Here is a 20,694-nt window from a genome sequence, read left to right on the forward strand (position 1 = left end):
CCGAATCGGGTTCGTCCTGGTTTGGGAGCTGCGGAGCAGGGGTCCGGGAAGGCCCGGGTGATGTCAGGGCGCTGGTGGAGGCCGGAGTTCGCGTCGCTGGGCATGGCGATGCCGGCTCCGGGCCGGGTGTTGCGACACGGTGATCTGAAGTGCGGGTCATGGGACGGGTGGTGGCCTGCTCCGGCCCGTGGGCCGCGCGCCGACGCGACGCCGTACGGGATCTCCGACGCCGTGGAGTTCCGGCACCACGTCGTCATGGGGCTCCGACCCACCCTCGCCCGGTACCCGTCCGACCCCGCGGTGACCAAACTCGTCGACGAGCTCCGCGACGCCGGCCCCGAGGTCTCTGGAAGAGGACAAACAAGCCGTCATCGCCGGGCTGACCCTGCCCTGCGGCAACGGCCCCATGGAAGGCGCCAACACCAAGGTCCAGCTCCTGAAACGCCGGATGTACGGCCAAGCCGGCTTCCGTTGCTTGTGAGTGTGCTGTGGTGAGCGCGCTCTCAGGCAGCTTCCGGCTTGCGCCGGAGCGTTCCCCGTTTCCGGGGTTCCCGTTTCGCCGGTGCGCGCCCGGCACGGGTGCCGGGTCCTACCGCTCCTCCACGGGCGTTTCGCGTCTCCCCGCGACTCTGGGCGACGTCGGCCGCGCCCCGGCCAGGCCTGGCGCCGTCGGGGGTGCGTGGCCCGGTTCGGCGGGCGAGTTGCTTGTTCAACCGGCGTAGCCGCTTGAGCGCCGAGCGGTGATGTTTGGGGTTGGCGACGACCTCGCCGGTGGACAGCACCGCGAGGTCCTTGACGCCCAGGTCGACGCCGACGACGGCGCCAGGCCTGGCCGGGGCGCGGTCGGCGCGGTCGAGCTCGCAGGTGAACGCGACGAACCAGCGGCCCCCCTCGCCGCGGACGGTGGCCGACAGGATCCGCCCCGTGCCGCGCTCCAGGTGCCGGGCGAGTTTCCGGGTGGACTCGCCCGTGCGGATCGTTCCCAGGCGGGGCAGTGTCACGTGGTGGCGGTCGGCCTCCACCCGGATCGCGCCGGTGGTGAACCGGCACGAAGGAGCGGCGCGGTGCTTGGACTTGAATCGGGGAAGTCCGATCTTCGGCCCCTTGCGGGTGCCGCTGCGGGAGGCGGCCCAGTTCCTCAGCGCCCGTGCCACCCCGTCCAGGCCGGTGGTGTAGGCCTCTTTGGAGTTCTCGGCCCACCACGGCGCGACGGTGTTCTTGGCGGTGTTCCAGGCCCGGCGCAGGCCATACAGCGACCACGGCACGAGCGGGCACGGACAGGGCGCCTTCCCGATAACCACCGGTAAGCGATGATCGGGTGGACACCCCTGCGCCTTAACCCACTCTTTCATGTTCACTCACACATCCTGATACATGCTCAACCAGTAACTGCTTCCAACCCCCTACTCCGACAGCGGATCATGCTCTCTTGGCAACGCTCTGCCACCACCGGATTCGTGCCAGAGCCGTTAACCTGACAGACCCGGTCCCGGGCACCGGTGAACGCCGATTGACCGGCGCGTCAATGTCATCGAACGTCTCCGGCGGGGACAACATGCGCCGTTACCCGGCTGGGAACGTGAACATGTTCCCAGCCGGGATCAACTCCAACACACGACCCACACCTCAGGCTTGGTCGCGACCATCCGGCAGTCGACCATGGCCCAAGGCCGAATTCCCGATTCCGGTCCGGAAAGGTCGGCAAAACCTTCCGGACACTCCTGCTCGCAGTGCGGGTCAGGTCACCAGCAGGCCACCGTCGAGGTACAGGTCGTGGGCGTTGATGCCGGTGTTGCGGAGCAGGAAGTCGGTGGCGTCGGCGACCTCGGCCATCGTGACCAGGCGTCCGATCGGCGTCCGGTCCGCATGCGGCGGGTTGGGCACATCGCGCCATTTTGGGCTGTTGCCGATCAGCCCCGGGTGCAGGGCGTTGACACGGTACGGGGCGATCTCGACCGCGAGGGTTCTGACGAGGCCGGTGATTCCTGCGTTGAAGGTCGTGACGATGGTCGAGCCGGGGTATGGACGTTCCTTGGCGAGCCCGCCGAAGAGCACGACGGAGGCGCCGGGGTTGAACCGGTCGCTCAATGCCCGGACGGTCTCGGCGTATCCGACGAGCTTCACGGTCACAGCCGTGACGGCATGGGTGATGTTGAACTGCGCCAGCGAGTTCGCCCCCTCGGGGATCGCTGTGATGACGAGGTTGTCGACGTCCGTCACACCGGCCAGGGAGGTGCTGATCGTCTCTGGCCGGGCGAGGTCAAGGGCCAGTCCTTGGGCGCCGTGGCCGATCCGCGCGGCGACGGTCTCGGCCCGTGCCTTGTCCCTGCTGGTGATGACGACCTCGTCGCCGCGTTCGGCGAAGTGCTGGGCGATGACGCTGCCCAGGCCGCCGGTGCCGCCGACGATGACAGTGCGGGTCATGAGGTGACCGTCCTTTCGCGAAGGCTGTCCAGGGTGGCTCGGGCCTGCTGGCGCATGACCGGGACGAGTTGGAGCACGGGTTGCGGCAGGTTCGCGGTGACCACGGCGAGTTCCGCGGGGGTGCCCACCTGCTCGAAGAAGCCGATGTTGAGGTGGGCGTTCACGGGCGGGGCCGAGGCGATCACCTTCTGGGAGAACGCGGCCCAGGCCAGATCGGACATGTGCGCCGCCAGCACCGGGAACAGCACCGGCTCTTCGTGATCGAGGTGCTCGTGTACCAGGTCACGCACGGCGGTCGCCGCCGCGGCCAGTGCCGGCCGGTCCGCATCGTCGCGCACGGGGGCGGCGGCGAGCGCGTCCAGCCCGGAGTCCAGGGCGTCGTGTTCCCGGTTGAGTGCGGTCAGGCCTGGGCCGGCCGCGGGGTCGGCTGCGATCAACTGCGGCCACAGCTCGTCGTCCTCGCTCTCATGGTGATGGCGCAGCGCCGCCACCAGGAAGTCGCGCAGTTCGCCCAGCATGGGCAGCGGGGCGCTGTCCCGCTGTGCGGCGTCGGCCAGCAGGGAGGTCGCCGCCCGATGCATCTTGTGCAGCAGTCGGGTCTCGGCGACGGCCGCCGGCTCCGGCGGTTTCATGCTCATGACAGGCTCCTTGTCGTCCTTAATGGCCACTTGGCCATTAAGGACACAGTAGTACAGTGACGACATGCGGGAGCCTCCATGAATGAGCAGGAATCACCCGGGGAGCCACGGCGCAGGCGCCGCGACCCGGAGGGGCATCGAGCGGCCATCCTGGAGGCGGCCCGCCACACCTTCACCGAGCGCGGTTACGCCCGCACCACTCTCAGGGAGGTCGCGCGCCGGGCCGATGTCACCCACGGCCTGATCTCGCGCCACTTCGTCTCCAAGGAACGGCTTTTCCTCGCCGCGATGCCGGGCAACCGTGACCTGGAACAAGTGGCGGCCGGGGACCCGGCGACGCTGCCCGAGCGGATCGCCCACGGGTTCGTCCAGCGCATGGAGACCGACGCCGCCAACGACTCGCTCGTCGCCCTCATGCGTAGCGCCGCGACCGACGAGCAAACGGCAACCCGCCTCCTGGCCGCGATGCAGGAGCGGAGTGTCCGCGTCTACCGCTCGGTGCTCTCGCCCGACGTGTCGGGCGACCCCGGAGCCGACCTGGACGCTCGCGTGGCACTCGTGGGCTCGCAACTGATCGGAGTGACCTTCAGCCGGTACATCGCCCGTGCCGAACCGCTCGCCTCCATGCCATCCGAGCAGCTCACCGAGCACCTGGCGCGGACACTGCGGCACATTCTCTACGGCTGACAACGCGCGTGCCCGCTTCGGCGCGCGGTGTTCGGCGGCTTCCGCGACGTTGGTGAGGAGCATGGCGCGGGACAAGCGATGGACGGATACCTTACGATCTTGAATCCGCCGTACGGGCAGTGCGGCACTTGGCCCAGGCCCGCGTGTGCCCCGGTCATCAGCTCGTGACCGGGGCACACGCCTTTCCTGCCGTCGGTGCCCGCCTGGACGGCGACGACAAGGCAGCCGGACCGGCGTTCTCACCAGACGGCGTCGTCCTGGCCGTTGACGGCGAGGGGCGCACCACCACACGGTGGGACTTCGCCGCCATCGTGGCCTACCCCGCTGGGTACGCCTGCGCCGTGCTCGGCCACAGCCTCACCCGAGCGGAGTGGGCAGGGTATGCGCAAGGACGACGACCTTGCCGGACACGGCACCGGCGGCGACTTCCGCATGGAAGGCCGGGAGGTCCTTGAGCTGGATACGGCGGCTGATGTCGATGTGAAGTTCGCCTCGGTCGATCGCCTCCACGAGGCCGGCGAGCTGCTTGGCGTCGCTCCGGACGAAGACGTTGAGCCCGCGCACATGGCGTGCTTCGTCGCTCGGCGCCTGCATCCACACCGTGGTGTTGACCACGGTCCCGCCGGACCGCACGAGAGTGGCCTGGGCGGCGAGCTGCGAGGGCTCGATCGGTGCGAGGTTGAGCAAGAGGTCGACCGGCTGGGTCACCGCGTCCACCACGTCGGTCGCGGTGTGGTCGAGGACCTCGTCGGCACCGGCGGCCCGGACCCGGTCCGCGCTGCGCGGGCTCGCCGTGGCGATGACGTACGCGCCGGCGTTCTTCGCCAGCTGAACCGCGTAGGCACCGACAGCGCCTCCGGCGCCGGTGATGAGCACGCGTTGCCCGGCGGTGAGCTCACCGAGTTCGAACAGCGCCTGCCATGCGGTCAGGCCCGCCAGTGGCAGGGCCGCCGCGTCGGCGAGCGGCACGTTCGAAGGTGCGGCCGCCAGGATCTCGGCGGGCGCGATGACGTACTCAGCGGCTGCGCCGTCACCGATCATCGGGAGGAATCCGACGACCTCGTCACCGACCGCCACCGCATCGACGCCGTCACCGAGCGCGTCGACCGTTCCGGCGACGCCGAACTCGGCGCGTACTTCGCGCTGATCGAGGTGAGCAGCCTGCTGCGCCACACGGTGGAGCAGCAGCTGCGCGACGCCGGCGACCTCAGCTACGTCCAGTTCCAGCTCTTGGCCAGACTCGGGGACACGGCGGACGGCAGCCAGCGCATGACCGAGCTGGCAGACGGGGTCGTGTACAGCCGCAGCGGCCTGACCTACCAGGTGGGCCTGCCGGAGGAGGCCGGACTCGTCGCCCGCAGCCCGTCCGCGCAGGACGACCGGGGCGTGACGGTGACCATCACCGAGGCGGGACGGGACGTGCTCGCCAGGGTGTTCCCCGGTCACATCGACGTCCTGCGGCGACTCTTCCTCGAACCGCTCGCGCGCGCGGACATCGACAGCCTCGCTCGTGTCCTCACCGTCGTCCGCGATCACATGCGCTCCATCCCGCCCCGGTCGGCGAAGCCGCGCCGGAAGAGCGCCGCACGCCAGAGCCCCACTGGCGGCGGAGCCTGATCGCGCCCCGGCCCCGTCGCCGGGTCAACGAGCGCCGCGGGATCATCCGAGCAGGCGCGAGCGGCGGATTCTGGCGTCCGGGTCTACAGCGTCGGAGGTCGCCGCGGACCGCTTCCGGACATCCGCCGGCAGCGCATCCGGCACGCCGGCCGCGCCCTCGACCCACGAGCCCGGCGTCGGCGATCGACCACACGGCTCGTGCCCGAGCGAACCCTGCTTCGATCCGTTCACGGGGGAACAGGTTGAGCGGTGCGACCGCGTGGTAGACGAAGTCGCCCGGCGGGGCCACAAAGGACCGGCACGCATGACAGGCGTAGAAGCGGCAGGTCCATGCCCAGGACTGGGATTGCTCCTGGCTCAGGGCCGGGCGGGTGGTGTCCGTTGAGGGTTCCGGGGGTGGAATCAGCGAAAAGTCGGTGGAATCAGCGAAAGGTCAGCGGACGTCTCCGGGGTGGACGGCTGCCACCGTGGCGAGGAGGCCGGCCGACAACTGGTCAGGCGGCAGGGTTGTCGAGGATGACGACGGGGGCGTCCTCCACATCCGGCAACTCGCTGTCCAGGCACATGCCGGTGGCCGCCTCGATGAAGGCGAACGCCGCACCGCGTTTGCCGCGGTAGTCCTCCGGGTCGAGAGCGTCGAGCATGGCACGGAAGCCGGCCAGGATGCTCGGGTCACCGTTCTCCACCCTGTGCTCGGTGAAGATGAAGTCGCGCATCCACGCCCTGATCTCGCCGCCGGCCGCATGGAGGATCGTGTATCCCCCGTTGAAGTGCCAGGTCACCATCCACACGCGGTTGCACGACGGTCCAGGAGAGTGCGTCCTCCAGCCACTGATGCCGCTCGAAGAAATCGCGGTAGTAGTCGATCACATGATCATTGTGGCGGAGGTCGAGTCGAATGATGAAAGCCCGACTCCAGATAGCGGAATCGGGCTTTCTCGTCGTATCTCCGTTTAACTCCACCGGTCTTGTTCGGGCAGCTTGAGCCACATGTCGGCCTGGCCGTTGGTCGATCGGGCGCAGCATTTCCTCCACCGCGGCCACATCGCCTTTCTCGTAGGTGCTCTTCGCCACCGCGATCGCCAGTTCCTCGGCCTCGGAACCGCTCACCTGGGCAGTGGGGATACCCCGTTTCCGCGCCGCCGCCGACAAAGGGGCAGCGAAAGAGTCGGATTCGGCCGCACGTCGTCGCCAGCGTTCAGGCCACCACCGCATCCCCTGTCGCCCGTTCGGCCAAGAGCCTTGCATCATCCTTCAGCCACCCTCCTCGCGGGTCGACACAAAACGGTGGCGAAAATTCGGAGTGTCCGACGGCCGACGGGAGTGCCACTCGCGTGAGGCGGAGCCCTTTTTCCACATAGGACGGTCGCGACCGGCGGAGTCTCGCCCGCAACCGTCGGATGCGCCGCCATCAGAAGGTGAGACCGCACCTTTTGAGTATGGGCAGAGGCGAGACATCCCAGGTGGGCGTGCGGACCTCGAACCCGAAGTATGCGCTCTGGCCCGGCCGGATGACTTTGTTCCACTCCACATGGGTCCACAGGTACTCCGTCACCTTCGTCACGTTCCAGTACTGCGGAATGACCGAGCCCGAGGGAAAGCGGATGGCCGTCCTCCAGTCGGTCGACGGCATCGCGCTGACGTTGGTGAGCGTCGCATCGACCTGCCACCTCACCTGCCCGTCGATGGTCGGCCAGGCGTTGGCCTTGAACGTCAACGTGCAGGTGACGGCGGCGCGGGCGGGGGTCACGATGGTGAGTGCGCCGACCGTACCGAGCAGGACGGCGACCAGCCCCGCGGTCAGGCGCCGTCGCAGGGGGACACGCCGGTCTGTCATGGGCCTCTCCTGTCAGGAAATGCGCGCGGCAGGCCGCACGCATCAGGGGGAGCCGATCGCAACGATCAGCATCGACTGTTGTCAATAGAAAGGAATGTCACGGCGCAGGGCATTGAGCTCACGCGAGCGAGCGCATCGAGTATTTCCTGGACCCGCCGGCGAGCTTTTGGCTCCCACGATCAACGTGTCGACACGGAGAACGCGGCTTCGCGCTGTTCACCCAACGCCGGCGGACCCTGCGACACACCGTCGCCGGCCCGAGTCTTCGAATACCGCTACCTACGAAATGCTTATTGAGATCACCTCACTGACTCCGCGCCACGATCGGTCCGCAGCCGGCTTTCGTGCTGTGGTCACAATACGGCGGGGGACTGGCCTTGAATATGCCCATCCCCCATAGACACCAGATTGGGTGGTCGAACGCCTTCGACGGGTGTCGTACGGCCCGCTCGCTTACATCGCGGTTCTCCCAGCCAGTCGACATGCCTGGGAGAATCGCGGCCACCCGGCTCTCCGCGAACAGATCAAATCGCTGCGTGGGCCGGAAAAGAAACGTTCACGACATACTGCTCGCGACCGTCAGCCTCCTGCTGAAGCGACGCCGCCCCGATCGGCATGCGATCCCTCACTGCCAGACTGGCGTGAACCCGGACGGATGCGGATGTCCGGCCATGGGCAGATGTCGCATGATCCGGTGAGGCGATGCCGTCCCAACGCGCCCGCGGAGATCAGTGCTCATGGATTGCTGCCCGTTTGTCCGTGTCGGCGTGCCCAGAGCGGTATGTCCGGGCACACCGGAATGGTGAGGGACGACGTGGGGGGGCGCCCGGTCCTGGACGAGTGCTCATTCGCCTGGCGCGTGCTGCCGGAGGAAGTCTCGCGCCGCGGCTTGTGCCTGACTCGCCTTCGGGCTGAGCCAGAAGCCCAGGTGATCGTCGTGTTCCATCCAGTACCGTTTCGCGCCGGGTATCCGCTCGGCTGCGAACTTCCCGTGGTCGAACGGCACATCGCCGTCTTGTGTGCCGTGGATCAGTAGTGCCGGAGCCGGGATCCGCTCCAGAGGCGGCTTTCCACGTCGGGCTTGCACCGCGTCGTTGTCCGTGCCCGCCCAGCGCTTCTGGTAGGGGAACGTCGTATCGAACATCGCTTTGAAGAGCTCCCGCACATGTGGCGTGTTCATGATGTGCGAGACGCGCTCCGCCCGTTGCACGTCGGTGTAGGTGCTGGTCTCGCTCAACGTCCCCGCGACGATGGTCTCGAACGAGACCTCCGCCGTCAGCCGGGCCAGCTTCTGGCCCACCGTGTCCAGGAACGCTCTCCGCAGTGGCGAGCCCGTCCCGGCAGGCCGCTGTTTGCTCACTCCGCCGATGGAGACCAGTGCCCAGATCCGATCCGGATGGCGCGCGGCGAAGGTGTAGCCCACCGGGCTTCCTGCCGAGACCGCGAGGACTCCGACTCGGTCGATGCCGAGCTCGTCCAGCAGCGCCGCGAGCAGATCCGCCTGCTCCTCGTTGGTCCGGCCGCTCTCCAGCGGCGTTCCGAGGTAGCCGGGCCGTGAGGGGCTGAGAATGCGGAACCCGTCCTTCTGCAGCCAACCGGCGAACAGCCGTCCCTGGTCGGCTCCACCGAGCCCGGCGTGGACGGACAGCAGCACAGGGCCTTTCGTGCCGTGCAGGTCGTACTCGACCGGACCGAGCCGTGTCCTGGCGGTCCGCAGATCGATCCGGACATCACGGAGGATCGCCCGGCGTGGATCGGTGTCGATGTCGCCGTCCCAGAGGACGAGCCCGGCGACTCCCAGTGCCGGCACCCCGATCAGAACAGCGAGCGTCACACTGACGATCCTGACGACTCTTCGTTTCCACATGGCTTCACATCCTTCGGGTATCCGGTTCGGGTTGACGGCGGCGTCTCGCGGAGAGCCGAGCTCTTTCAACGGGTCTCGGGCCGGGTGAGGACGGCGATGCTGATTACCAGTGCAAAAGCAGATAAAGCGGTCAGAGTACGGATCGTGTGGAAGAGCTCCCACCTTTGCAGGATCTCGGTGTGACCGGCCGGGGCGGAGGCGGCGGCGGCCCATCGCCTGATGTGGGCGTGCAGCGGGATGTTGCCGAAGACCGTCACCAGCAGCGAAGCCACTGTCAGGGCGCCGGCCCCGAGCGCCAGGCGCCGTGGCAGGCCGTGGCAGACGACGGCCAGGCCGAACGAGGTGAGGATCGCCAGCGCCATCGCACTCTGCATGATCGGCTCGTTGACCTCCATCATCGCGGTGTGGAAGGTCAGACGCACGTCCAGCGGGACGGTCCCGAAGGTGGGGACCACGTTGGCCGCGCCGTACCCGAAGGCTCCGGCGAGCAGCCCGGTGGCCAGCAGCGCGGCCCCGTGGACGTACCTGGCTGGGGTTCTCATGGCCGTAATCGTCGCTCGCCCGCCGGCGCCGGTCGTCGCACCGCGGGAGACTTTCACCCGTACGACATCGGGAGGAGAGACCGTCTCTCTACGACACCGGGAGTAAGCGCGGCCCGGCCGTGAGCACGGCCCAGAGCAGTGTCGTGGTCACGGTCGCGCTGAGGACGATCGCCACCACCTGTCGCAGCAGGACCCACCCTCGCGGCGTGCCGGAAGCGACGAGCATGGCGGACGTGGGCCGGGGGAATCGCCAGGAGCTCGAGGACGCTCGCGCCGGGTACGCCGAATCGGACCGGGTGCCTCCTGAAGCGCCGACGTCCCTTCGACTCGGCCTTGAACTCCGCGGGCGTCGGGGCTCGAGGAACATCGGAGCGAGAAGGGGTGCCGGAGACACGTGATCATGGTCTTTGGCGTGACGATCAGCCGGGCCCGGTGGTTCCGGTGATCAGTACGAACAGCGGCAGGCCCATGTTGTGGACGACGTGGACGGCCACCGCGGGCCAGATCGACCCGCTGCGGCGCATCGTCTCGGCGGCGATGACGCCCACCACGAACGCCGTGGTCATGGCGAGGTTGACGCCGTGGAAGAGGGCGAAGATCGCCGAGCTGGACAGGACGCCGACGACGGGCCCGTAGCGCAGCAGGGCGTTGGTGACGACACCGCGGAAGAGGAACTCCTCGCCGATGGGGGTGAGGACGGACAGGAAGGCGAAGGTCAGGATCAGGGGCAGCACGCCGCCGCCGGCCGCGTCGTAGTACGGGCCCTGGGGATTGGCGTCGAACCCGGTCAGGGCGATGACGGCGTAGTTCACCACGCCTTTGAGCACGAACGCGATCACGCCCGCGGCCGCGCCGATGCCCATCCAGCGCCAGGTGGTGCGGCGCACGCCGAAGGCGCCCCAGGAGCGGACGCGGATCAGCGCGGCCGCGGCGAAGCCGACGAGGCAGACGATGCCCGACCAGGCGGCCAGGGTCAGCCCGTACACCACCGCGTCCAACTCCAGCCCCAGCGGGCCGAAGAACGGAAGCACGGCCGTGGCGGCCGCCATCGCGAGCAGGCCGACCACGATCTCGGGCCAGCCCGGGCGCGCTGGGAAAGTGGAGGTCATGCCGTCGATTCCAGCAGTCGCCGTGCTCGGCGGGCAGTGCGACCACGTCACGACCTCGTCATGACATTTCCTGGCCGAACGTATGACGCAGCGTCACTGGTGGCGCCACGAAACGCGGAGAATAACGGACATAATGCGCTATTTTCTTCCGGAAAGTCACTCGTGGACAGCGAAGTCCCGCGCATCCCGCCGACGACCGCCGCGGCCGTCTTCCTCTCGTGAACACCTCGGCGTGGCGTTCGAACGCGCCCGCGGGCGCACGCCACCTGGCGCCATTCCTCATGATCGATTGTAGGGTGAGGCGTTCGCTCCCATCCCCTCCGAATCCCCAGGAAGCGTCCCGTGTCACGTCGTCACCGCTCGGCCCTGCCCGCCCTGCTCGTCACCGGTCTGTACGGCGCCGCGCTGACGGTCGCCGTCGTCGTCGCCCTGGTCTCCGGCGACCTCCGCCCGTTGTGGTGGCTGACGCTGTTCGCGACCGTGACCGAAGGTGTCGCGGTGACAGGGCAGAACCTGCTCCTCCTGGTCCTGGCCGGGCTGTCCTGGGCATGGGGGATCTGGCAGATCCTGCGCGGGCCGCCGGCGGGGCCGCAGCCCCAGCAGGACCGGAACACCCTGCGGTTGCGGGTGGCGCTCTACGTCGCGACGGCCACGACGTGGCTGCTTTACGGCACCGAGTCGTGGATCTGGGCAGACGCGACGGTGATCGTCTCTGCGGCGATGTGGGTGGTCGTGCTGCTGTTCATGCGGGTGCTGGGCCGCGACCGGCAGTACACGGGGGGCGCGGGGGTGCTGGGGTACGGCGGTTTCACCGTCATCGGCGTGCTCGACCTCGTCGGCCGGCCCGTCCCGGATGAGGTGGAGCTGATCTGCGGCCTGGCCGGCCTGGCCTGGGCAGTGCTGATCCTGCGGGCCCAGTGGGACGACGACCGCTGGGAGACGGCGACCGTCGCATACGGTATCGCCGCCCTGGTGGTGCCCGTCTTTCTGGTGCTGGTGGCATTGCCGTTCCCGGAGGAGGAAAGCGCCGCCGAGGCTCTCGGTGCGGTCTCGGGCGTCCTGATGATGATCTGGCTGGCCCGCTCCGCCCACGACCTCGCCGCCCCGCGCCACCAACCGGCCGCCCGGACCACGTCGGAGGCATGAGCCGACGAGCAGTCGCGTTGTCCGTGGCGACCGGGTGACCGTACGGGCGAGGTGGTGGCCACCGCCTCGTTCGGGCCTGTCCCCGTACCGCGGTCAGGTGGATCCGCCGGCGAGAACCTTTCCACGCGGCGGCAGGAGCGGCCTCCGGCGCGGCCTCGACCGGTCACCGCCGGGCGGTGACCACCCAAAGCTCTCCGCCCAGGCGGACGCCTTCAGGACCCGCGTAAGGCCGCAGCGCATCCTCCAGAACGGTTCGGGCGGCGTCGGCCGTCATGACCGCGTCGTCGAGAATCGCGCGAACGGGGCCGGTGCCGAGGAAGAAGCCGGCGGCGCTCGCGGCGTCCTGGCCGAAGAACAGGGGAGCCTCGACGGCGGTCGTCGTGACGGACCCGAAGCCCGCCCCGCCGAGCACGTCTTCTATCCTCCCCCGGTCGGCGAGCGAGAACATCCCAGGTTCGTACGCGTTCGTGGGTGGCTCGGGAGGTCCGGTCAGGGCGGAGATCGGAATGGTGTACCACTCGCATCGGGTCATCTGCCGGGGGCACACGAAGACGAGGCGGCCCGCGGGTTTCAGGGCGCGGCCGATATTGGCGAAGGCGGCCACGGGGTCGGCGAAGAACATGATTCCGAACTGGCTGATGGCCACGTCGAACTCGCCGTCGCCCAAGGGATGGACCTGGGCGTCCCCTTCCTCGAACCGGAGGTTGGCGAGCCCGGTTCGGGCCTGGTCGGCGCGGGCCCGTTCCAGCATCGGCCGGGAGAGGTCGAGACCCACGGCATGTCCGCGGGACGCCTGACGAGCTGCCAGGATGGTCGTCTCGCCCGCGCCGCATCCGATGTCCAGGACCTTGTCCGTTTCCTCTATCGCCGCGGCCGCGAACAACAGCCGATGCAAGGCGGTGTTGCGGCCCGTGGTGCGGTCCGTGCTCTCGGCCCAGTGGGTTCCTTCGGGCCCGTTCCATGAATTCGCCTGTGCGGCGTTCGGGAGGGACATGGGTCTCCTAATCAGTTCTGGGTGCTGTGATCGACGGTCGTCAGGTGCTCGCGCAACTCCTCGAGAAGAGGCCGGGAGGGCTGAAGCGCGTCGATGTGCAGGACTCCGGCGGGAAGCGAGGTGGTGAACAGGTCGCGAGCCACCAGGGCCGCCACGGCACCGGTGATCTGGCAGGAGTCGCGGCCCGTGACGGTGCTCGACACCGCGTTCCCCCCGGCGTCCGACGCCCTCACGTGGACGACGAAGCGGTCGGACCCGCGGTGCCACCGGGAGAGCGCTGACGCGAGTGGCGATTCGGCACGCAACCGACCCACCAGGGTGAAGAATCCGATGGCCGCGAGCCCGAAGAGGACCGAGGTGACGAGGGCCGAGTCGAAGCAGATCCGCGTGGTGGCCGTGATCCGCGACGATTCACCGATCGTCTGCTGGTCGGAGAAGGGGAACGGGTGGACGGTCCGCGTCCCCCAGCCGGGAAGCCGGACGCGTGCTCGCCGGGCACCGGGCCGCCGTCCGTCCGGGCGGGTGAGGCCGGCGACGATCCATCGCACCGAGTCCGCGCCGTGGTCGCCGCCCTGGCCCAGCAGGAGGCTGATGTCGACCCTGTTTCCCGACGGGAGGCGTTCGAGACAGTGACGGGCCAGCAGGTTGGTCAGCCCCGGGGCCACGCCGACGCTGAGAACGGCCGTCGCCCGGTTTCGCACCGCGAGCTTGTCCAGCGACTCGATCTCCCGGATCACCGAGGTGGACGCGCTGACGTCGACGTAGTGCACCCCCCGCCGCAGACACGCCTCGGCCAGTGCCGCATTGGCGCGCTCGACGCACATCACGACCACGGCCGCCTCGTCGAGCAGTCGATCCACATCGGCGGGATCGCCGACGTCGACGCCTTCCGCTCTGACCGCGGCGCCGGTGGATCGCGCCAGGGCCCGCGCCTTCGTCGGATCGCGCCCGGCCGCCACGGTCCGGCCGGGGAACCACAGGCCGAGTTGTCGCGCGGTCGCGCCGCCGACCGCTCCGTACCCGCCGATGACGACGATCGACTTGCCCGCGCCGGGCCACTCCCGGTACTCGTCGGCGCTTGTGCGCATGCTGTGCCCTCGCAGTTCGGTGTCGGGAAGCGCTGAGGTTCCCAGGATCACGTGAGAGTGATATGCACACCACTGCGGATGTCTTATGGGGGACATGCGTGGCCCGCATGGCAGGCCGATCGGAGGGAGTGGCTCGCACATGCTTGATCCCTGGACGTTGCAGGTGATGGTCGAGGTGGAGGAGCGCGGTTCCTTCTCGGCGGCGGCCGAAGCCCTGTCGATGACCCAGCCGGCCGTGTCACGGCAGATCGGCGGTCTGGAGCGCAGGCTCGGCGTGTCGCTCTTCCGGCGCACCGCGCGCGGCGTCGAGGCGACGGCGGCCGGTGAGATGGTCGTCAAGCAGGCGCGGGACGTCCTGGCGCGCCTGCGGGCTCTGGAGATGCGGGTGAACGCCTTCACCGGCGCCGAGACCGGGCATCTGCGCCTGTCGGCGTTCTCCAGCGCGAACACCTGGCTGATGCCGGAGGTCATCAGGCGTTTCAGCCGATCCCACCCCGGAGTGCGGCTGAGCCTGATGCGGGAGGACGCCGCGGGGCCGATGGCCGCGATCAAGGAGGCCCGGATCGACCTCACCCTGGTCACCGACTGGAACCTGTACGCGGATCCGCCGGCGGCCAAGCGCGACTCGTCGGCCGAGCCCCTCGATCCCGCCGATCTCGCCGGAGTCGATCTGCTGCCGTTGCTGGATGAGGAGTTCCAGGTCGCCTTGCCCGCCGACCATCGGCTGGCCCGGCTCAGCCAGGTGCCGCTGTCCGATCTGTGTGATGAGGTGTGGATCGAAGGCGGTTACCCCGACTGCCTCGGCCCGCTCCCGCAGCTCGCCGAAGCCCTGGGCCGCCCCCCTCGGATCGGGTTCTTCTGCGAGGACTGGAACGGCAGGCAAGCCCTGGTCGCGGGCGGATCCGGCGTCATGCTCGTGCCCACGCTGGTGCGGGGCGCCGTACATCCGGGGGTGGTGAGGAGGCCGACCGTTCCCTCGCTCCCCTCCCGCCGGCTGTACGCGGCCTCCTTGGCACCGCCTTTCCGCCTCCCGGCCGTGACCGCCCTGCTGGACGTGATCGTCCGCGTGAGCCGGGAGCAGGTCCTGGCCTGATCCGCCGGGCGGGGGCGGATCTCTCAGCCTCGCAGCCGGCCGCGGTACGCGGCGCTCTTGGCCCGGGCGGTGCAGGCGGGGCCACAGTACCGGCGCGATCCGTTGCGCGTGAGGTCGACGTAGACGGCGTCGCACCGATCGGCCGAGCACCGTCCGAAGCGCCCGGCCCCGTAGCCGTCCACGATCAGCGCCAGGGCGGTGGCGAACTCACCGCCCATCGCCTCCACGTAGGTGCCGCCCTGCCCGTGGAAGTGCAGGTGGAAGGGCTGACCGACGTCCTCCACCAGGTACGGCTGCGCGCCGTACCTGCGGATCATGGCGTTGATGAGCGCGGCCTGGTCCGCCGCCCGCTCCGCCAGCAGCGCCTCCCTCAGTTCCCCGGCCAGCTCGGCGAGGCGTTCCCCGGCGTCGGAGTCGTCTCGGAGCGCGGTCGCGACGCGGTCTCCGGCGGTGGCGGCGAACGCGGCCACCAGGTCATCGCCGCGAGGGCACGGTGTGACGACGCCGCCTCGCCGCTGAGAGGTCGCCAGATTGACCAGTTCGGTGATCAATGGCACCTGCCGGGTCACGTTACAGGCTATTTCCACTTGACCAGTAACACCTTCTCGTGATGCGTTATGGGCTAAACAAGATTTGATAGTAACGGAGGCGCTGTGGTCACGTCCTATCGCCGCTTCCTCTCCCATCCGGGGGTGCCCTTCCTGCTCGCCGTGGAGGTGATCGCCAGGCTCAGCACTCCGATGCTCGGTCTCGCGCTGCTGCTGTCCGCCGTCGACCAGGCCGGCACATACGCGACGGCCGGGCTCGTCCTCACCGGACACGCCCTCTCCCTGGCCGGGTGCGCTCCCCTCGGCGGCCGCCTCGCCGACCGTCACGGCCCGCGCCGCACCCTCGCGGCCTACCTCGCAGCCCACGCCGTCTCCTACGGGCTGCTCCTCGCCGCTCATCGGGCCGGGCCCGCCGCGATGGTCGGCACGGCGGTCCTTCTCGGCGCGACCACACCGCCCGTCTCGGCCGTCATCAGGGCCAACTGGCCCCGGCTCGTCCCGCCCGGCTCGCTGAAGACCGCCTACGCCGTGGACAACGCCGTCAACGAGGTGATGTTCATCCTCGGCCCCCTCCTCGTCCCCGTCCTGATGCTGGCCATGCCGGCGTACGGCGTGGTCGCCACGGCGGGCGCCGCCCTGCTCGCCGGCGGCGCGCTGACACTCCTCGCACCATCCGTCCGGCAGGCCGGGCCCTCGAACACGCCCGCGGCGACCGGGTCCAGGCTGACAAGGCTGGCCGGGCCGCTGGCCCATCGCCCGACCCTGGTCCTGCTGGTGCTGGCGGCGTTCGGCACCTTCACCTTCGGCTGCCTGCGCATCGCCACCGTGGCGGCGGCCACGGCGTCCGGCGCACCGTCATCGGCCGGGGTGCTGATGGGGCTGTTGTCCGCCGGCGCGCTCGCCGGCGCGCTCGGCTTCGGGGCCCGCGACCGGCCCGTCTCCGCCAGACGATTACTCGTCGTGATCTCGGTGGCCGACGGCGCCGTCATGGCGGCCGCCGCCCAGGCCCCGAATCTCCTCGTGCTGGCCGCGCTGATCACCGTGATCGGACTGGTGACGGGACCCCGTGACGCGCTCCATCCCACCCTGCTCGCCGAACACGCTCCCGCCCGCCACCGAACCGAGGTCTTCGCCTGGTTGAACACCTTCATGTGGACGGGCTACGGCCTGGGAACCGCCGTCGCGGGCTATCTGAGCGAGTCGGACACCGGCGGAGCGGCGGCGTTCACGGCCGCCTCGGTGGTCGCCCTGTCAAGCGCGATCGTCGCGGCCGTCGCCTACCGCCCGCATCACACGCCACCGAACGAGCGGGAAACGATTCATCCTGTTCCGGGAAGCGATCGTTAGGCGTCCGATCCGTTCCAGGTCAGACCCGCTCGTGAACACCGCGTCAGGTCAAAGGCCGTTTCCGAGCAACCGGGAACGGCCTTTCGCGTTGCCGGGTGACCGGCTGAGTGACCAGCCCCGCCACCGGCGGTCGCCGCCTCCTCCATCGCGAGTTCGTTCAACCCGTCGAAGGCCATCACGTGCGGGTCGCGGCTCGACGCGTCAGCCGGCGCGGTCGAGGCGGGCGTTGTCGTCGTACGACTCGCGGGCGTCGAGCAGCTCGTCCCAGTGTTCCCGCGTCCAGGCGCAGGCGACCGCCATCGGCCCGAGCATGCTGTGGCCGAGCGGGGTCAGCTCGTACTCGACGCGCGGGGTGGCGCCGGCGTGGACGGTGCGCTCGACCAGCCCGTCCCGTTCGAGGGAACGCAGTGACCGGGTGAGGACCTTGGGAGTGACGCGGCTCAGCGGCACGCGCAGCTCGGAGAACCGGCGCGGCCCGTGTTCGAGGCAGCGGATGACGAGCGCCGCCCACTTGTCGCCGAACCGGATCGGATTGAGCGAGGACGGGCACAGCTCGTCGAACATGTCGGCGGGCAGGGGTTCCCTCATGGCCTCACGATAGCCGGTATCCCAGCGGTAACCGGGGCCCTCGATAGCGTCCGCGAAGCGGCCGGGCGGATGGGATCCGGCCCCGGTGAAAGGTGGTTCGCCATGAACATCGTGGTCTTCGGCGCGGGCGGCAGGGCCGGTGGGCGGATCGTCGCCGAGGCGCACCGGCGTGGGCACCGGGTCACCGCCGTGGTGCGTGACCCCGCGGGCCACAGTGACCTGGCCGACGTGCGGGTGGTGACGGGCGACGTCACGGACGGGACGAGCGTCGCGCACGCGGCCGCGGGGCACGACGCGGCCGTCAGCGCCGCCGCGGACCTGTCGGTGCCGCCGCACGAGTTCTTCACCGCGTCGGCTCGCGCCCTGACCACCGGCCTGGCGGAGGCGGGCGTGCGCCGGCTGGCGGTGGTCGGCCTCGCGTCGATCATGCCTGGGGCGTCGGGTGTTCCCCTGATGGACGAGCCCGGTTACCCCAACGAGTACCGCGCCTTCTATCTCGGCCACGCGGCGGGGCTCGCCGTGCTTCAGGGCTGCGACCTCGACTGGACGTACGTCGCGCCGGCCGGCGACTTCGACCACGCCGGCACGCGCACCGGCCGGTACCGGATCGCCGATCATGCGGACCCGGCCGCCAGGATCTCGTACGCGGACTTCGCGATCGCGCTGCTCGACGAGATCGAGACCCCTCGCCACCACCGCGCCGCGGTCAGCATCCGGGAGGCATGATGCCCGAGATCCACGACAGCCCGGATCCCTGGATCGCCGAGCACATCCGTCGTTTCCGGGAGACCGGCGGCCGGCCGCGGCCGGGCGTGAACGATCTCCTGCTGACGACCCGGGGCCGGAGAACCGGCGCGCTGCGCCGCACCGCGCTGGTCTACGGGCTCGACGGCGACCGCTACGTCCTGGTGGCCTCCAACCGTGGCGCCGACCGCCATCCAGCCTGGTACCTGAACCTGCTCGCCGACCCGTGCGTCACCGTGCAGGTCGGTACGGAGACCTTCGCCGCGCGAGCGCGTCCCGCCGTGGCCGCGGAGCGTCCGCCCCTATGGCGCCTGATGGTGTCGGCGAGGCCGGAGTACGCGGCCTACCAGGAGCGGACCACCCGCGAGATCCCCGTGGTCCTCCTGGAACGCCGGTGATGACCGGTGATCATGGCGTTCCCCGGGAAGGGGGACAAGCCGGTCACGTACCGCAGGCCTCCCGACCGGTGAGCACGCCCCAAGCCGGCCGGTGGCCAGGCCGGAGCGGGTGTGGAGCTTCGGCCGACGATGCGACCCTCCGGGGCGGCCACCGCGTGGAAGGCCGGGCCGCCGGGCCGGAAACGGCCGTGGGCCGTGCGGGCCGACCAGCTCCGGGGGGACCTCACCGGACTTTCACGAGAGCGTCGCCCGGTCGTACTACGATCATGCTTCATCGTGCGCATACACCGTTCGGCGGCTTTCGCCTCCCTGGTCGTCACCCTCGGTTCGATCATTCTCAGCCTGGTGATCGGCACCGCGACACCCGCTTGGCTGGTCACCATGTGGTACCCGCCCGGCGAGAGCATCGGGAGGTCTCCTTCGGTGCTGGGCGGGTTGCTGCTGCTCGGGCTGGTGAACTCGTGGATGCTGTGGCAGGTTCTGCGGGGACCCGCGCCCACGGCCCTGCCGATGGGCCGGGCGGCCACGTGGCTGCGGCTGCTGCTGTACGCCGACGTGGTGTGGCTGCTGATCCCCTCGTTCCTCCCGGACCTGGTCGAGACGGTCATCGGGCTGGCGCTCTGGGTGCCCGCGCTCGTGCTGTTCACGGTGGTGCTCACCGGGTCGGGACGGCCCTTCCGGCTGGCTCTGCTCCTGATCGGGCTGGTGGAACCGGCCATATCGCTCGCGAACAGCCTGGCGGACGATTCAGAACTCCGGTTCTTCGTGAGTTCGGCCTACCGGGCGACTGCCATGGCCGCGGTGGTGACCACGTTCGTCGTGATGGTGATGCTCCTGCTCGCCCAGCGGCGCGACGGACGCTGGAGCCGGGTGACGCTCCTCATCGGTGCGGGCACGTTCGCGAGCGGGTTCCTGGTGGAGCTCGTGGACGCCCTGACGCGCGGCGGCCCGATCGAGTCGATCGCCGAGGCGATGAACGTGCTCTACGTCGTCTGGCTGGCGCGCACGGCCCATGAGCTGAACCGTGAGCCGAGGCGGAAGGCGCCTCTGCGAGTGCCCACGGCGGTCGCGGCCGCCGCCGCCGTCCTCCCGCTGATGGCCGTCGGACCCGAGGGCCGTCCGCATCTCACCTACACCTGGCAGAGCGATGGGCTCATGGGGTGGCAGGGCGATGGGCTCATGGGACGGCAGGACGATGAGTTCGCGGAATGTTGGGCGTGGTCGAAACCGCCACGTGTCGCGGACATCCCGGCCCACAAGCGCGATTGGGCCTACTTGTGCAGCGTGACCAAGCCTGGCCGGCATGTCTCGGACCAGGCACTGCTCGGCAGGGGCAGGGACGCGTGCGCCAGGTTCGCGGCAGGGGAGCCGGTCAAGGCTCGGCCCACGCTGCTCGCGCTGCTCTGCCCGGAGGTGGTTGGACGGAAATATCCGGATCTGTTGCTGTCGTCCGCGCAGATAGACCAGCAGAAGGCGGAGAAGGAGAACATCGTGCGCGAACGGCTGGCGCGCGAGGCGCGCGAGGAGGACGCCCGGTGCCGCGACCCGTGGCCCGCGTTGCGTACCCGGTTCCAGGCGACCGCGTCCTACTACGACTGGGACGCCCAGCCCTACGGCATCTACGACGCGGAAGCGGACACCGAAGAAGATTCCACGGCGATCTGGAGTGCGGAACGGGCCGACACCCTGGCGACCAGCGGTCAGCTGGCCCTCATCTTCACACCCAGCCAGGACTGGGCGACCTGCGTGACGGCGAAGGCGCTGCGCTCGGCCCCGCCACCCCTGCGACGCAAAGGCTGGGACGCGGTGGTCGAGGCGGACATCGTCAGCGAATCGGGTCGCCTGGTGATGCAGACGCTGTCGGCGAGCAAGGTGCGCTTCCCCGATCTCGCGCGCAGCGGTCCCGGCCTCTACCGGCTGCGCCTGTACACGCGACCCGGCGTGGATCTCATCCTCATCTATCCGGCCAGGAGAGCGGCGTAGCGACGGCCGGCCGGTTACGCCGATCGCACGCTCTCCCTGCCCAT

The 20,694-nt window shown here is 69.6% G+C and carries 23 protein-coding genes; 9 read left to right on the top strand and 14 right to left on the bottom strand.

Features of this window, described 5'->3' with window-relative positions; translation table 11 throughout:
- Positions 1-385 precede the first annotated feature (385 nt).
- Entirely contained in the window at positions 386-481 is a 96-nt protein-coding gene (locus tag ACTOQ1_RS36345) for a hypothetical protein (RefSeq protein WP_440072557.1), read from the top strand.
- A gap of 22 nt (positions 482-503) precedes the next feature.
- Here ACTOQ1_RS36345 and ACTOQ1_RS36350 read toward each other — a convergent pair whose 3' ends face one another.
- From ACTOQ1_RS36350 to ACTOQ1_RS36360, 3 genes are all read right to left on the bottom strand, one after another.
- Complete coding sequence (locus tag ACTOQ1_RS36350; RefSeq protein WP_440072508.1) at positions 504-1,265, bottom strand: transposase; 762 nt, start codon at positions 1,263-1,265, stop codon at positions 504-506.
- 472 nt (positions 1,266-1,737) lie between these two features.
- The gene (locus ACTOQ1_RS36355) at positions 1,738-2,424 is read right to left on the bottom strand and encodes an SDR family oxidoreductase (protein ID WP_440072509.1); all 687 of its coding nucleotides are present in this window, start codon (positions 2,422-2,424) and stop codon (positions 1,738-1,740) included.
- Positions 2,421-3,062 carry a hemerythrin domain-containing protein gene (locus ACTOQ1_RS36360; RefSeq protein ID WP_440072511.1) on the bottom strand — a complete coding sequence of 214 codons (642 nt, stop codon included), beginning with the start codon at positions 3,060-3,062 and terminating at the stop codon, positions 2,421-2,423. The genes ACTOQ1_RS36355 and ACTOQ1_RS36360 overlap by 4 nt, the downstream gene beginning before the upstream one ends.
- Before the next feature lie 78 nt (positions 3,063-3,140).
- Between ACTOQ1_RS36360 and ACTOQ1_RS36365 the strand changes: the two genes are divergently transcribed.
- Entirely contained in the window at positions 3,141-3,749 is a 609-nt protein-coding gene (locus ACTOQ1_RS36365) for a TetR/AcrR family transcriptional regulator (protein WP_440072512.1), read from the top strand.
- A gap of 357 nt (positions 3,750-4,106) precedes the next feature.
- Here the strand turns inward: ACTOQ1_RS36365 and ACTOQ1_RS36370 are convergent, their stop codons facing one another.
- Positions 4,107-4,922: an NADP-dependent oxidoreductase gene (locus ACTOQ1_RS36370; protein WP_440072513.1), complete on the bottom strand. Its 816-nt coding sequence runs from the start codon at positions 4,920-4,922 to the stop codon at positions 4,107-4,109.
- Between ACTOQ1_RS36370 and ACTOQ1_RS36375 the strand changes: the two genes are divergently transcribed.
- Positions 4,902-5,366: a MarR family winged helix-turn-helix transcriptional regulator gene (locus ACTOQ1_RS36375; protein WP_440072514.1), complete on the top strand. Its 465-nt coding sequence runs from the start codon at positions 4,902-4,904 to the stop codon at positions 5,364-5,366. The genes ACTOQ1_RS36370 and ACTOQ1_RS36375 overlap by 21 nt on opposite strands.
- A gap of 494 nt (positions 5,367-5,860) precedes the next feature.
- Here ACTOQ1_RS36375 and ACTOQ1_RS36380 read toward each other — a convergent pair whose 3' ends face one another.
- The 6 genes from ACTOQ1_RS36380 to ACTOQ1_RS36405 form a co-directional block, all read right to left on the bottom strand.
- Positions 5,861-6,151 (bottom strand): hypothetical protein, encoded by a 291-nt coding sequence (locus ACTOQ1_RS36380; RefSeq protein ID WP_440072515.1) that lies wholly within the window; start codon positions 6,149-6,151, stop codon positions 5,861-5,863.
- Positions 6,152-6,777: 626 nt separating this feature from the next.
- Positions 6,778-7,203 (bottom strand): cellulose binding domain-containing protein, encoded by a 426-nt coding sequence (locus ACTOQ1_RS36385; protein ID WP_440072516.1) that lies wholly within the window; start codon positions 7,201-7,203, stop codon positions 6,778-6,780.
- Between the two features lie 844 nt (positions 7,204-8,047).
- Complete coding sequence (locus ACTOQ1_RS36390; protein WP_440072517.1) at positions 8,048-9,037, bottom strand: alpha/beta fold hydrolase; 990 nt, start codon at positions 9,035-9,037, stop codon at positions 8,048-8,050.
- A gap of 98 nt (positions 9,038-9,135) precedes the next feature.
- Positions 9,136-9,612 (bottom strand): anthrone oxygenase family protein, encoded by a 477-nt coding sequence (locus ACTOQ1_RS36395; RefSeq protein WP_440072518.1) that lies wholly within the window; start codon positions 9,610-9,612, stop codon positions 9,136-9,138.
- Positions 9,613-9,700: 88 nt separating this feature from the next.
- Positions 9,701-9,838: a hypothetical protein gene (locus tag ACTOQ1_RS36400; protein ID WP_440072519.1), complete on the bottom strand. Its 138-nt coding sequence runs from the start codon at positions 9,836-9,838 to the stop codon at positions 9,701-9,703.
- Positions 9,839-10,031: 193 nt separating this feature from the next.
- On the bottom strand, positions 10,032-10,721 hold the full coding sequence (locus ACTOQ1_RS36405; RefSeq protein WP_440072520.1) for a lysostaphin resistance A-like protein: 690 nt from the start codon (positions 10,719-10,721) through the stop codon (positions 10,032-10,034).
- A 342-nt stretch (positions 10,722-11,063) separates the two neighbouring features.
- On the opposite strand from ACTOQ1_RS36405, the gene ACTOQ1_RS36410 reads away from it, so the two are divergent.
- The gene (locus ACTOQ1_RS36410; RefSeq protein ID WP_440072521.1) at positions 11,064-11,867 is read left to right on the top strand and encodes a hypothetical protein; all 804 of its coding nucleotides are present in this window, start codon (positions 11,064-11,066) and stop codon (positions 11,865-11,867) included.
- 163 nt (positions 11,868-12,030) lie between these two features.
- Here the strand turns inward: ACTOQ1_RS36410 and ACTOQ1_RS36415 are convergent, their stop codons facing one another.
- Together ACTOQ1_RS36415 and ACTOQ1_RS36420 are read right to left on the bottom strand one after the other, a co-directional pair.
- Positions 12,031-12,861, bottom strand: coding sequence for a class I SAM-dependent methyltransferase (locus ACTOQ1_RS36415; protein ID WP_440072522.1), 831 nt, complete (start codon positions 12,859-12,861; stop codon positions 12,031-12,033).
- A gap of 11 nt (positions 12,862-12,872) precedes the next feature.
- The gene (locus tag ACTOQ1_RS36420; RefSeq protein ID WP_440072523.1) at positions 12,873-14,000 is read right to left on the bottom strand and encodes a saccharopine dehydrogenase family protein; all 1,128 of its coding nucleotides are present in this window, start codon (positions 13,998-14,000) and stop codon (positions 12,873-12,875) included.
- 88 nt (positions 14,001-14,088) lie between these two features.
- Here ACTOQ1_RS36420 and ACTOQ1_RS36425 point away from each other — a divergent pair, with 88 nt between their 5' ends.
- Positions 14,089-15,042: a LysR family transcriptional regulator gene (locus tag ACTOQ1_RS36425; RefSeq protein WP_440072524.1), complete on the top strand. Its 954-nt coding sequence runs from the start codon at positions 14,089-14,091 to the stop codon at positions 15,040-15,042.
- Positions 15,043-15,065: 23 nt separating this feature from the next.
- On the opposite strand, the gene ACTOQ1_RS36430 is transcribed toward ACTOQ1_RS36425, so the two are convergent.
- Positions 15,066-15,599, bottom strand: a complete 534-nt coding sequence (locus ACTOQ1_RS36430) for a CGNR zinc finger domain-containing protein (protein WP_440072525.1) — start codon at positions 15,597-15,599, stop codon at positions 15,066-15,068.
- Positions 15,600-15,695: 96 nt separating this feature from the next.
- On the opposite strand from ACTOQ1_RS36430, the gene ACTOQ1_RS36435 reads away from it, so the two are divergent.
- The gene (locus tag ACTOQ1_RS36435; RefSeq protein WP_440072526.1) at positions 15,696-16,937 is read left to right on the top strand and encodes an MFS transporter; all 1,242 of its coding nucleotides are present in this window, start codon (positions 15,696-15,698) and stop codon (positions 16,935-16,937) included.
- Between the two features lie 201 nt (positions 16,938-17,138).
- Here the strand turns inward: ACTOQ1_RS36435 and ACTOQ1_RS36440 are convergent, their stop codons facing one another.
- The gene (locus ACTOQ1_RS36440; RefSeq protein WP_440072527.1) at positions 17,139-17,525 is read right to left on the bottom strand and encodes a winged helix-turn-helix transcriptional regulator; all 387 of its coding nucleotides are present in this window, start codon (positions 17,523-17,525) and stop codon (positions 17,139-17,141) included.
- A 102-nt stretch (positions 17,526-17,627) separates the two neighbouring features.
- On the opposite strand from ACTOQ1_RS36440, the gene ACTOQ1_RS36445 reads away from it, so the two are divergent.
- From ACTOQ1_RS36445 to ACTOQ1_RS36455, 3 genes are all read left to right on the top strand, one after another.
- Entirely contained in the window at positions 17,628-18,251 is a 624-nt protein-coding gene (locus ACTOQ1_RS36445) for an NAD(P)-dependent oxidoreductase (protein WP_440072528.1), read from the top strand.
- On the top strand, positions 18,251-18,667 hold the full coding sequence (locus ACTOQ1_RS36450; protein WP_440072529.1) for a nitroreductase family deazaflavin-dependent oxidoreductase: 417 nt from the start codon (positions 18,251-18,253) through the stop codon (positions 18,665-18,667). The genes ACTOQ1_RS36445 and ACTOQ1_RS36450 overlap by 1 nt, the downstream gene beginning before the upstream one ends.
- Positions 18,668-18,943: 276 nt before the next feature.
- Positions 18,944-20,650, top strand: a complete 1,707-nt coding sequence (locus ACTOQ1_RS36455; protein WP_440072530.1) for a hypothetical protein — start codon at positions 18,944-18,946, stop codon at positions 20,648-20,650.
- The last annotated feature ends 44 nt before the right edge of the window (positions 20,651-20,694 follow it).

Origin of the sequence: Streptosporangium sp. OZ121 (assembly GCF_051918885.1) — a bacterium.
Taxonomy (GTDB): domain Bacteria; phylum Actinomycetota; class Actinomycetes; order Streptosporangiales; family Streptosporangiaceae; genus Streptosporangium.

What these genes read in the sequence shown, in the direction of transcription:
- ACTOQ1_RS36355 (WP_440072509.1), bottom strand. Translation starts at nt 2,424, where the DNA reads ATGACCCGCACTGTCATCGTCGGCGGCACCGGCGGCCTGGGCAGCGTC.
- ACTOQ1_RS36360 (WP_440072511.1), bottom strand. Translation starts at nt 3,062, where the DNA reads ATGAGCATGAAACCGCCGGAGCCGGCGGCCGTCGCCGAGACCCGACTG.
- ACTOQ1_RS36365 (WP_440072512.1), top strand. Translation starts at nt 3,141, where the DNA reads ATGAATGAGCAGGAATCACCCGGGGAGCCACGGCGCAGGCGCCGCGAC.
- ACTOQ1_RS36380 (WP_440072515.1), bottom strand. Translation starts at nt 6,151, where the DNA reads ATGGTGACCTGGCACTTCAACGGGGGATACACGATCCTCCATGCGGCC.
- ACTOQ1_RS36385 (WP_440072516.1), bottom strand. Translation starts at nt 7,203, where the DNA reads ATGACAGACCGGCGTGTCCCCCTGCGACGGCGCCTGACCGCGGGGCTG.
- ACTOQ1_RS36395 (WP_440072518.1), bottom strand. Translation starts at nt 9,612, where the DNA reads ATGAGAACCCCAGCCAGGTACGTCCACGGGGCCGCGCTGCTGGCCACC.
- ACTOQ1_RS36400 (WP_440072519.1), bottom strand. Translation starts at nt 9,838, where the DNA reads ATGCTCGTCGCTTCCGGCACGCCGCGAGGGTGGGTCCTGCTGCGACAG.
- ACTOQ1_RS36405 (WP_440072520.1), bottom strand. Translation starts at nt 10,721, where the DNA reads ATGACCTCCACTTTCCCAGCGCGCCCGGGCTGGCCCGAGATCGTGGTC.
- ACTOQ1_RS36415 (WP_440072522.1), bottom strand. Translation starts at nt 12,861, where the DNA reads ATGTCCCTCCCGAACGCCGCACAGGCGAATTCATGGAACGGGCCCGAA.
- ACTOQ1_RS36425 (WP_440072524.1), top strand. Translation starts at nt 14,089, where the DNA reads ATGCTTGATCCCTGGACGTTGCAGGTGATGGTCGAGGTGGAGGAGCGC.
- ACTOQ1_RS36440 (WP_440072527.1), bottom strand. Translation starts at nt 17,525, where the DNA reads ATGAGGGAACCCCTGCCCGCCGACATGTTCGACGAGCTGTGCCCGTCC.
- ACTOQ1_RS36445 (WP_440072528.1), top strand. Translation starts at nt 17,628, where the DNA reads ATGAACATCGTGGTCTTCGGCGCGGGCGGCAGGGCCGGTGGGCGGATC.
- ACTOQ1_RS36450 (WP_440072529.1), top strand. Translation starts at nt 18,251, where the DNA reads ATGCCCGAGATCCACGACAGCCCGGATCCCTGGATCGCCGAGCACATC.